This is a genomic window from Variovorax sp. HJSM1_2 (assembly GCF_049316285.1).
Taxonomy (GTDB): Bacteria; Pseudomonadota; Gammaproteobacteria; order Burkholderiales; family Burkholderiaceae_C; genus Rhodoferax_B.
In genome coordinates this window covers 95,339-106,730 of record NZ_JBMOXA010000006.1, presented here as the reverse complement: position 1 = coordinate 106,730, position 11,392 = coordinate 95,339, and the positions used below count along the sequence as shown (strand labels likewise).

Annotated in this window: 7 protein-coding genes; 6 read left to right on the top strand and 1 reads right to left on the bottom strand. The window is 63.8% G+C overall.

What is annotated here, in order from left to right:
* The first annotated feature begins 80 nt into the window (after positions 1–80).
* From ACFQ95_RS08640 to ACFQ95_RS08615, 6 genes are all read left to right on the top strand, one after another.
* Complete coding sequence (locus ACFQ95_RS08640) at positions 81–1,196, top strand: NADH:flavin oxidoreductase/NADH oxidase (protein WP_422830441.1); 1,116 nt, start codon at positions 81–83, stop codon at positions 1,194–1,196.
* Positions 1,197–1,449: 253 nt separating this feature from the next.
* A complete protein-coding gene (gene smc / locus ACFQ95_RS08635; protein WP_422830440.1) occupies positions 1,450–4,977 on the top strand; it encodes a chromosome segregation protein SMC in 3,528 nt (1,175 codons plus the stop codon).
* A 5-nt stretch (positions 4,978–4,982) separates the two neighbouring features.
* Positions 4,983–6,065 (top strand): cell division protein ZipA C-terminal FtsZ-binding domain-containing protein, encoded by a 1,083-nt coding sequence (locus ACFQ95_RS08630; RefSeq protein WP_422830439.1) that lies wholly within the window; start codon positions 4,983–4,985, stop codon positions 6,063–6,065.
* A gap of 6 nt (positions 6,066–6,071) precedes the next feature.
* Entirely contained in the window at positions 6,072–8,240 is a 2,169-nt protein-coding gene (gene ligA, locus ACFQ95_RS08625; RefSeq protein ID WP_422830438.1) for an NAD-dependent DNA ligase LigA, read from the top strand.
* 326 nt (positions 8,241–8,566) lie between these two features.
* A complete protein-coding gene (locus ACFQ95_RS08620; protein WP_422830437.1) occupies positions 8,567–9,574 on the top strand; it encodes a dihydrodipicolinate synthase family protein in 1,008 nt (335 codons plus the stop codon).
* The gene (locus ACFQ95_RS08615) at positions 9,571–10,386 is read left to right on the top strand and encodes an aspartate dehydrogenase (RefSeq protein WP_422830436.1); all 816 of its coding nucleotides are present in this window, start codon (positions 9,571–9,573) and stop codon (positions 10,384–10,386) included. The genes ACFQ95_RS08620 and ACFQ95_RS08615 overlap by 4 nt, the downstream gene beginning before the upstream one ends.
* 63 nt (positions 10,387–10,449) lie before the next feature.
* On the opposite strand, the gene ACFQ95_RS08610 is transcribed toward ACFQ95_RS08615, so the two are convergent.
* Positions 10,450–11,367 carry a LysR family transcriptional regulator gene (locus tag ACFQ95_RS08610; RefSeq protein WP_422830435.1) on the bottom strand — a complete coding sequence of 306 codons (918 nt, stop codon included), beginning with the start codon at positions 11,365–11,367 and terminating at the stop codon, positions 10,450–10,452.
* Between the last annotated feature and the right edge of the window lie 25 nt (positions 11,368–11,392).

Sequence of the window (11,392 nt, the reverse complement as noted above, 5' to 3'; positions counted from 1 at the left end):
TGGAATACGGCCCGCGCCGGGCAGACTTTATGCGGCGCTGCTATAACCTGCGCTTCCTTCTTGCAGAGTGATCCAATCCTATGAGTGCATTGTTCTCCCCCACGTCCATCGGCCCGCTGACCCTGGCCAACCGCATCGTCATCGCCCCGATGTGCCAATACAGCGCGGACGATGGCAATGCCACCGACTGGCACATGATGCACCTGGGCCAACTGGCGGCTTCGGGCGCCGGCTTGCTGATCATCGAGGCCACGGCGGTGGAAGCCATTGGCCGCATCACGGCCGATGACTTGGGGCTTTACAGCGACGCCAACCAGGAGGCCTTGGCCAAGGTGTTGGCGGGCATTCGCCGCTTCGCGCCGATTCCCATCGCCGTGCAGTTGGCCCACGCCGGCCGCAAGGCGTCTAGCGAAGTGCCGTGGGCCGGCGGCCAGCAGGTGCCGCCGGGCCAGCCACGCGGCTGGGACACGGTGGCGCCGTCGGCCGTGCCACACAATGCCAGCGAAGTACCGCCGCTGGCGTTGGATGAAGCTGGTCTGGCTCGTGTCAAAGCCGCGTTTGTGCAGGCCGCGCGCCGCGCACACGCGCTGGGCATAGACGCCATTGAGCTGCACGGCGCGCATGGTTATCTGCTGCACCAGTTCTTGTCGCCGATCTCCAACCAGCGCACCGATGCCTACGGCGGCAGTTTGGAGAACCGCATGCGTTTCCCGCTGGAAGTGTTTGACGCGGTGCGCGCGGCCGTGCCAGCAACCATGGCTGTGGGCCTGCGCCTTTCGGCCAGCGATTGGGTGGATGGCGGCTGGGACGTGGAACAAAGTGTGGTCTTCGGCCAGGCGCTCAAGGCGCGTGGCTGCGACTTCATCCACGTGTCCAGCGGCGGTGTGTCGTCGCAGCAAAAAATTCCGTTGTCGCCGGGCTACCAGGTGGCGTTTGCCGAGCGCATCAAACAAGACTGCGGCATGCCCACCATTGCGGTCGGGCTGATCACCGAAGCCCAGCACGCCGAGGCCATCGTGGCCAACGGCCAGGCCGACATGGTGGGTGTGGCGCGTGCCGTGTTGTTCAACCCGCGCTGGCCCTGGCAGGTGGCGGCCGAGCTCGGCGCGCAGGTGCAGGCGCCGCCGCAATACTGGCGTTCGCAGCCGCGCGAGTACAAGGACTTGTTCATCGGTGCGCGTATAGGCCAACGCTAGGCGTTTAAGCCAAATAAGCCGTTTGCGCTTTTTTTATCAGCGCAGGCAGCTATTGAAAACGTCGCAAACCCGCCGCTTGAGGCAGCCCAAAGCAAGCGTGATTTAGTGCCAAGCCCTCGGTTAAACTCGCCCGCTTGTGCGCCGCCGCAAGCGGTGCCCACACAATGTAAAAAGTTCGTTACAAAACAAGGGCTTAGCGGCTGAACTGTGCGTTGCATAGTAAAACTGCGGGTTCTACAACACAGGGTGTGCGGTGCGTCTTAGTTCGATCAAGTTATCTGGCTTCAAATCCTTTGCCGAGCCCACGACCTTTCATCTGCCAGGCCAACTGGTAGGGGTGGTGGGGCCGAACGGCTGCGGCAAATCCAACATCATGGATGCGGTGCGCTGGGTGCTGGGTGAGAGCAAGGCTTCCGAGCTGCGTGGTGAGTCCATGCAAGACGTGATCTTCAACGGCACCAACACGCGCAAGCCGGCCAGCCGTTCCAGCGTGGAATTGGTGTTCGACAACGCCGACCACCGCGCCGGTGGCCAGTGGAGCCAGTTCACCGAAATCGCCGTCAAACGCGTGCTGACGCGTGATGGCACCAGCAGCTACTACATCAACAACCAGCCGGTGCGCCGGCGCGACGTGCAGGACGTGTTTCTCGGCACCGGCCTGGGCCCGCGCGCCTACGCCATCATCGGCCAGGGCACCATCAGCCGCATCATCGAGTCGCGGCCCGAAGAGCTTCGGCTGTTCCTGGAAGAGGCCGCAGGTGTTTCCAAATACAAGGAACGCCGTCGCGAAACCGAAAACCGGCTGGGCGACACACGCGAAAACCTGACGCGTGTTGAAGACATCCTGCGCGAGCTGAATGCCAACCTCGAACGCCTGGAAAAGCAGGCCGAAGTCGCCAACCGCTACAACCAATTACATGCCAGCGCCTCGCTCAAGCAGCACCAGCTGTGGTACTTGAAGAAGACCGAGAGTGAGGGCGACAAGGCGAAGATACAGACCGACGGCCTGCAGGCCGTGAACGACCTCGAATCACGCGTGGCCGACCTGCGCCATGTGGAGGCCGAGCTGGAGGCCGTGCGCCAGGCGCACTACGCCGCTGGCGACGAGGTCAACCAGTTCCAGGGCAAGCTCTACGAGGCCAGCGCCGAAGTCGGCCGGCTGGAGGGTGAGATTCGCTTTGTGGTCGAAGGGCGCCAGCGTGTCGAGCAGCGCCTGGTCACGCTGAAAGAACAGATTGCGCAGTGGGCGCAGCGCCGCGACGACGCCACGGCCGAGGTGGAAAACCTCGAAGCCCAAGGCGTACACGCCGAAGAGCAGGCCGAACTGCTGGCCGCGCAGGTGGAAGAGCAGGCCGCGCAATTGCCTGACCTCGAAGATACGCAACGCCGCGCGCAAAACGAGGCCAACGAACAACGCACCCAGGTCAACCAGGTACAGCAGCAAATCCAGGTGCTGGCGGCCGACCAGCGCAGCATTGAAGAACAGTCGCGCCAGCTCAACCAGCGCCGCGACCGCCTGAGCGCCGACCAGAAAGCCCTGGCCGCGCCGGATGAGGCGCGCCTGCAAGACCTGCAGGAACAATTGGCCGCCGCGCAAGAGGCGGCCGCCGAGGCCGATGCACGCCTGCAAGACCTGCAGGAAAGTGTGCCGCAGTTGGACGACGCGCGCCGCACGGCCCAGCAAACGGTGAATGCCGAGTCGAGCAAACAAACCGACTTCTCGGCGCGTATGGAAGCGCTGAAGGCGCTGCAAGAAAAAGTGCGCACCGATGGCAAGCTGCAGCCCTGGCTGGCCAAGCAAGGCCTGGACGGCTTGCAAGGCCTGTGGACACGCCTGCACATACAGCAGGGCTGGGAAAACGCCTTGGAAGCCGCCTTGCGCGAACGCATGGGCGCACTGGAAGTGTCGCGCCTGGAGATGGTGCGCGGCTTCCTGGGCCACAACGGCACCGAGGCGCCACCGGCCAAGCTGGCCTTCTACAGCCCGCCACCAGCCGGCGCGCCTGTGGCCGCTGCTGGCCTGCCACGCCTGGCCAGCCTGCTGCGCATCCATGACGCCAGCCTGACCGCGCTGATGGAAAACTGGCTGCAAGGTTGCTTCACGGCCGAGAACCTGGACGAAGCGCTGGCCCAGCGCAGCCAGCTCAAGGGCGGCGAAGTGATCTACGTGGCCAACGGCCATGCTGTCAGTGCGCATGGCGTGAACTTCTATGCCCAGGACTCAGAGCAGGCCGGGCTGCTGGCGCGGGCGCAGGAGATCGAGAATCTAGAGAAACAACTGCGCGCTCAAACCTTCATCGTCGACGACAGCCGCAGCGCCCTGGTGCGTGCCGAAGCGGCCTACGGCGAAGCCTCGCAGCGCCTGGTGACGGCGCGCCGCGAGGCCACCGAAGTACAGGGCCGTGCACACGAGTTGCAGGTGGAAACCATGCGCCTGGCGCAGCAGGCCGAGCAGGCGCGTGCACGCAACGCGCAGTTGACCGGAGACCTGGCGGAAGTTGATGCACAACTCGAAGACCTGCAAGAGCGCCGCGTCACCGCCGAAGGCCGCTTTGAAGAGTTGGACATGCAGTTGGCCGACACACAAGAGCGCCACGCCCAACTGGAAGAACGTGTGATCGAGGTGCAGCGCAAGCTGGCCGAATGCCGCGAGCAACAACGCGGGCTGGAGCGCCAGGCGCAAGAAGCCACGTTTGCACACCGCAGCGTGGGCGCGCGCCGCACCGAACTCACGCGCTCCATCGACATGGCGGCGCAGCAAACCACCGCACTGACCGACGAAGAACAACGGGCCCGCGACGAACTCGCGCGCCTGAGCGACGCGGCGGCGCAAGCCGGCCTGCAGAACGCGCTGGAGCTGAAGTCCGAACGCGAAGCCGCCCTGGGCGCCAAACGCAGCACTTACGACGACCTGACCGCCAAGCTGCGCGCCAGCGACGAGCGCCGCCTGAAGCTGGAACGCGAACTCGACCCGCTGCGCCAGCGCATCACCGAGCTGCAACTGAAGGAACAGGCGGCGCGCCTGGGTTTCGAACAATACGACCAGCTGCTGACTGACGCCAAGGCCGACCTGGAAGCCGTGGCCCGCTCGATTGAAGAGGGCAATGTGCGCCTCACCGGCCTGCAAAGTGAAATCGACCGTTTGAACCGCGAAATTGCCGCGCTGGGCGCGGTCAACCTGGCCGCCCTGGAAGAGTTGACCGCCGCGCGCGAACGCAAGCAGTTCCTCGATGCACAGACCGCCGATTTGACCGAGGCCATGAACACGCTGGAAGACGCCATCCGCAAGATCGACGGCGAAACGCGTGAACTGCTGTCGGGCACCTTCAACACCGTGAACGACCACTTCAGCAAGATGTTCCCCGAGCTGTTTGGCGGTGGCAACGCCCGCCTGGTGATCACCGGTGACGAGATTCTGGATTCCGGCGTGCAGGTGATTGCCCAGCCGCCGGGCAAGAAGAACCAGACCATCCATTTGCTGTCCGGCGGCGAAAAAGCGCTGACCGCGATTGCCCTGGTGTTTGCGATCTTCCAACTGAACCCCGCGCCGTTTTGTTTGCTCGACGAGGTGGACGCTCCCCTCGACGACGCCAACACCGAGCGCTACGCCAAACTGGTGTCCAGCATGAGCAAAGGCACACAGTTTCTTTTCATCAGCCACAACAAGATCGCCATGGAGATGGCCCAGCAACTCATCGGTGTGACGATGCAGGAGCAGGGTGTGTCGCGCATCGTGGCCGTCGACATGGAGTCTGCGCTTTCGATGGCGGAGGCAAATTAACAAGCATGAGCAGTACCCTACAAATTGGATTGGCCGTGGCCGGTGGTGTGGTGTTGGCCGCCGTGGTGGCCCATGGCGCCTGGACTTCGCGCCGCAACGCACCGCGCCAGGCCGAGCCCGAGGCCGGCGACAGCAAGCCCGCAAATTCCGCTTTTCAGCAGGAGCCGACCCTGGACGGCGCGCATCCTGCGGGTGAAGGCGCCGAGCGCCAGGATCCCGGTTTTGATGACGGCTTTGCCGGTATGGCGATTCCATCACCCGAGCGCCGCGCCGGGCTGGACCCGTTGATCGACGTGATTGCGTCGATCTCGCTGGAGGCCGAAGTGTCCGGCGACGCCGTGCTGGCCGCGCTGCCCAGCACCCGCCGCGTGGGCAGCAAGCCATTTGCGGTGGAAGGCCTGAACAGCGCCAGCCAGCAGTGGGAGCCGCCGCAAGCTGGCCAGCGTTACGACGCCTTGCAAGCCGGTGTGCAACTTGCCAACCGTACCGGCGCGCTGAACGAAATCGAGTACTCCGAATACGTGATGAAGGCCACGGCCTTCTGCGACGCCGTGGGGGGCGCGCCCGAATTTCCCGAGATGCGCGAAGAAGTGGCGCGTGGCCGTGAGCTAGACCAGTTTGCCAACGACCACGACGCGCAACTCGGCTTCACCCTGCGCGCCATGCGCACCGCCTGGAGCCCCGGCTATGTGCAGCAACACGCGGCGCGCCTGGGTTTTGTGCCGGGCCTGATTCCCGGCCGCATGGTGCTGCCGGCCAGTGTGGCAGGGCAGCCCGCCGTGCTGGGCCTGGCGTTCGACTCCCAGGCCGCGCTGGCCGAAGACCCGGATCAATCGGCCATACGCGAAATCTCGCTGAGCCTGGACGTGCCGCAAGTCGCGCGCAGCGAGCAGCCTTTCGCCCGCATGCGCGAAGTGGCCAACACCTTGGCCCAGGCCATGGACGGCATGGTGACCGACGACGACGGCCGTCCGTTGCAAGCCGAGGTGATGGACCAGATTGGTGTTGATCTCGAAAAACTCTACGACACGCTGGATGCGCGCGAACTGTCTGCCGGTTCGGCGCTGGCGCGTCGTTTGTTCAGTTAAGCCCTTATGAGCACGCAAGATCTCTTTGGCGCGCAAGCGCCTGATGGCGCTGGCGCCGACAAACTGGCCCAGGAAGTGGCGCAACTGCATCAGCAGTTACATGCCTGGGCGCACCAGTACTACGTGCTCGACCAGCCCAGCGTGCCCGATGCCGAGTACGACCGCGCCTTTCAGCGCCTGCAGGCGATTGAAGAGGCGCACCCCGAACTGCGCAGCGCCGACTCGCCCACGCAACGTGTAGGTGGCGCACCGTTGCCGGTGTTTGCCTCGGTGCGCCATGCCGTGCCCATGCTCAGCATCCGGACTGAGACCGACATCACCGAAGAAGGTGCACGCGCCTTTGACGGTCGGGTGCGGCGCGAGCTGGGCTTGGCCGAGAGCGATGCAGCTATCACCTACGTGTGTGAACTCAAGTTCGACGGCCTGGCCATGAACCTGCGCTACGAGCATGGTGTGTTGGTGCAGGCCGCGACACGCGGTGATGGCGAAAACGGTGAAGACGTCACGCAAAACATCCGCACCATCAAGCAGATCCCGCTGCGAATTGGGGCCCCCACGCTCGGCACTGACGTGTTCTCGCTGCCCCCCGAGGGGGAGCGTTTCGCCTTGGGGCGGCCCGGCGGCGAAACAGTGCCTCCGGTTCCTGCTGTGCTTGAAGTGCGCGGCGAGGTCTACATGCGCCGCGCCGACTTTGAGGCCATGAACGAGAAACAGCGCGAGAAGGGCGAAAAAAGCTTCGTCAACCCGCGCAACGCAGCCGCCGGAGCGGTGCGCCAGTTGGATTCGAGCATTGCCGCGCAACGCCCGCTGAGTTTCTTTGCCTACGGCCTGGGTGAAGTCACGCCCGCAGCCGATGGCGGCCCGGCTTTTGCCACACATTTCGACATGCTGCAAACGCTGAAGGCATGGGGTTTCCCGGTCGCGGCGCAGGTCACACGTGCGCAAGGCGCTGCGGAATTGATCGCGTTCCACCAAAAGATCGGCGCTGCACGCGACCAGTTGCCCTATGACATCGATGGTGTGGTCTACAAGGTCGACAGCCTGGCGCTGCAACGCCAACTCGGTTTTCTGAGCCGCGAGCCACGCTGGGCCGTGGCGCACAAATACCCGGCGCAAGAGCAGATCACACGCGTCGAAGGTATTGATGTGCAAGTGGGCCGCACCGGCAAACTCACACCCGTGGCGCGCCTGGCGCCGGTGTTTGTCGGCGGCGTGACGGTGACCAATGCCACGCTGCACAACCTGTTTGAATTACGCCGCAAGAAGGTGCGTGTGGGCGACCAGGCCATTGTGCGCCGCGCAGGCGATGTGATCCCCGAGGTGGTCGGCGTGGTGGTCGCAGAGCGCCCGCAGTACGTGCCGAACTTTCGTATGCCACGCCAATGCCCCATCTGCGGCAGCACCGTGGTGCGCGAAAAAGGCGAGATGAACCACCGCTGCAGCGGCGGGCTGTTTTGCGGCGCACAACGCAAGCAGGCGATTCTGCATTTTGCGCAGCGCCGCGCGGTGGAGGTCGAAGGCCTGGGTGAAAAGCTGGTCGACCAACTGGTGGAAACCAATGTCATCCGCACGCTGCCGGATCTCTACAAACTGGGGTTGACGGCGCTTTCGGCCTTGGACCGCATGGCCGACAAGTCGGCGAAGAACGTGTTGGCGGCGCTGGAGAAGTCCAAACAAACCACTCTGCCGCGTTTTTTGTACGGCTTGGGCATACGCCACATCGGCGAGGCCACGGCCAAGGACCTGGCGCGGCATTTCGGCACGCTGGACGCCATCATGGATGCGAGTGTGGAGCAACTGCTGGAGGTCAACGATGTCGGACCCATCGTCGCCCAGGCCTTGCGCACCTTCTTTGACCAGGCGCACAACCGCGAAGTGGTGCAGCAATTGCGCGCCTGCGGTGTGACCTGGGAAGAGGGCGCGCCCGCAGCGCAAGCGCCGAAACCGCTGGCCGGCAAAACCTTTGTGCTCACCGGCACCTTCCCCACGCTGAGCCGCGAGCAAGCCAAGGAGACGCTGGAGGCCGCAGGTGCCAAAGTGGCCGGCTCGGTGAGCAAAAAAACTGACTACGTGGTGGCCGGCGCCGAGGCCGGCAGCAAACTCAGCAAGGCGCAGGAGCTGGGTGTGGCGGTCTTGGACGAGGCGCAAATGCTGGCGTTGCTGGCGGCCGCGTAACCGGCTCGCGTGGTGTGTTATGCACCGATACACGGCGAGCGCAGCCGTGTTGTGTTTGCGGCCCTAGGCTTGATGTCTAACGGGCGATAGAGCTGATGGCCGGGCTTGTCAACCCTTGTTCGGTCATCTCCCCAAACCGCTTGGTGTGGGGCGCTTGGCACGGGCGCCCATGAAGAATGAGGGTGCGCGTGTTGAGCTGAAGCACACTCAGATTTTCTGAGCGATCCGCAAAAAACATTCGCTTGTTGGGAGAGCGGCTTTGGCGTCGAATCGAGTTTCCATAGATCGATTCCTGCCATCTCTCTTTACCTGGATCCCGCTACACCATGAGCACAAAGTACAGCAAGTACGACGCCAAAGATTACGCGCGTGAACACTTTCGCGGCGTCTGGGCCGCCACCACCACCCCCTTTCTTGAAGACCTTTCGTTTGACGAAACCGGCTTTCGGCAAAACCTTAGGCATTGGATTCGCACCCTTGGCCTGGGCGGCTTGTTTGTCAGCGGCAAGCAGGGTGAGTTTTTCTCCATGTCGGTTGCAGAACGCAAACGTACTTTTGAACTTGCGGTGGAAGAGGCGCACGGCCGCTGCGGCATCGTGACTTCGTGCTCGGATGCCAACCTCGATGTGGTGCTGGAGCTGGCACGCCACTCGCAGAATGTCGGAGCCGATTACATCGTGGTGCACAGCCCGGTGCTGCACTTCCACCACAACCCCGATGAGACGGTCTATGCCTATTACCGCTATCTGAGCGAGCAGACCGACATCGGTATTGCGCTGTGGAACCATCCCGACTGCGGCTACATCATGAGCCCGGAGCTGTGTGCGCGTATTGCCGAGTTGCCCAATATCGTGGCCATCAAGTACAGCGTAGAACGCGCGCTGTACAAGCGGCTGACCGAAATGGCGGGTCACAAGATCCTGGTGAGTTCGGCATCGGAGGAGGACTGGCTGGACAACATTGTGGAACTTGGTTGGCGCCTGTATCTGTGTTCTACGCCGCCGTTTCTGCTGCAGACCGCTGTTGACCAACGCATCAACGAATACACCCGCCTGGCCTTTGAAGGCCAGTATTTGGAGGCACGTGCGGTGCGCGACAGCCTGGAGCCTGCGCGCCAAGCCTTTGCTTCGGCTAGACCCTCGGGCACGCCACAGGCGTATAGCAAATACTGGCTGGAGCTTCTGGGCCAGACCGGCGGGCCGGTGCGCCGCCCGCTGCTCAATCTGAGCGAGGCCGAGAAGGCTAAAGCGCGTGATGCCTTGGCGCGTAGCGGCTTGAAGCTGCCGACGCAAGCCGCTGAAGCATCTCGTGTGTCGCTCGGAGGCCGGGCATGAAACTGCGTGTTGCTCTGATCGGTTTTGGTGCCATAGGCCAGAGATTGGCGCGGGGTCTGCTGGCCCATTCCGAAGCCATAGAAATCACCGGGATTCTGGTGCATGAGCTTGAGCCGGCGCAGGCCGCGGCCCATGGCGATCTGGCCGGCCTGCGACCTTTGTTGAGCGTCGAGCGTGCTCCTTGGTTGGCGCAACGCCCGGCCCTGGTGGTGGAGTGTGCCGGCCATGCGGCCGTGGACGCCCATGCGGAGGCGGTGTTGTCGTCTGGTTGTGATCTGCTGTTGGCGTCCGTTGGTGCGCTGACCGACGACATACGCCTTGCGCGCTTGCGCGCTTTGGCGACCGGGGCGGGGCGTCAGGTGTTGTTGGTCTCCGGTGCCATTGGCGGTATCGACTGGCTGAGCGCCGCGTGCGACGCAGGGCTTGGCAAGGTGGTCTACCGCGGGCGCAAGCCGCCTGCCGCTTGGGCCGGCAGTCCGGCCGCAGCATCGCTGTCGCTGGATGCGCTGGCGGCACCGGCGCTGGTGTTTGCCGGCAGCGCTCGTGATGCCGCGCGCGACTACCCGCGCAATGCCAACGTGGCGGCCACGGTGGCGCTGGCTAGCTTGGGACTGGACCACACCAGCGTTGAACTCTGGGCGGACCCTGGTGTCAGTGAAAACTGCCATGAAGTCGAGGCCTGGGGCGAAGCCGGCCACATGCTGCTGCGTCTGGAAAACCGGCCCGACCATGACAATCCACGCACCTCGATGATCACGGCGCACAGCTTGTTGCGCGCGGTGCTCAACTACTGTGCACCTGTAGTGCTTTGACGCCATGCCCCTGCACCCGGGGGCATTTTTCAGATGGATCCGAGGAATGCAGCGGCTGAATTCTCACGCCACGCTGAAGTCCTGCCCCGCAGTCTGCTTGGCATAGGCGATAAAGGCTTCGCCAGCGCTGGTGAGCGGGCGTTCCGCCGCATGTAATGCCACGATGGCGCGCTCCACCACCGGTTCGGTCAACGCTATGGCCCGTACGCCGACGGCACGTGTGCGGATCAACGCATAACGCGGCAGCACCGCAATCGCCAGACCGGCCTCCACCAGACCCACAGCCGTGGCCACATTGGCCACTTCGAAAGCCGGCTCCACGGCTTCGCCCATCTCGGCCAGACCACGCGCCGAAAGTTTGCGTAGCCCCGAGCCGGGCTGCATCAACGCCAAGCGTTCACCCGCGAGATCACGCCATTGCACTTCCGGGCGGGCTGCCAGGTGGTGGCCTTCCCGGCACGCGAGCATCAACCGGTCCTGGTACAGAACGGTGGCGTGAAGATCGGTCGGGTCCACATCTGCGGTGCACAAGCCCAGGTCGGCCTCGCCAGCTCTGACGGCTTGCGCCACCTCGGCAACCGGGAGATCACGCAGCGTGAGCCGCACAGCGGGAAAGCGCTCATGAAATCCAGCCATCAGATGCGGCAGCAGTGTGGCCGCCATCAATGGTGATGCTGCGATGCGCAAGCGCGAGCTACGCCGCTGCGAGAACTCCTGCAGGTCGGTGATCGCGCCATCCAGTTGCCCCATCATTTCTTCGATAGACGGCAACAGCTTTTGCCCCTCTTCGGACAAGACCATGCGCCGCGTTGTGCGCTCAAACAAGCGTGCCCCAAGCTCGCCCTCGAGTGTGCTGATCAGCATGGAGAGCGCGGAGGCTGTCAGGTGCATGCGTTGCGCTGCACGCACCACGCTGCCCTCTTCGGCGACGGCAATAAACGCGCGCAGTTGGCGCAAGGTGACAGCGGAGGTTCGAGACATGGTATTCCTGATGCAGACAGTCCTT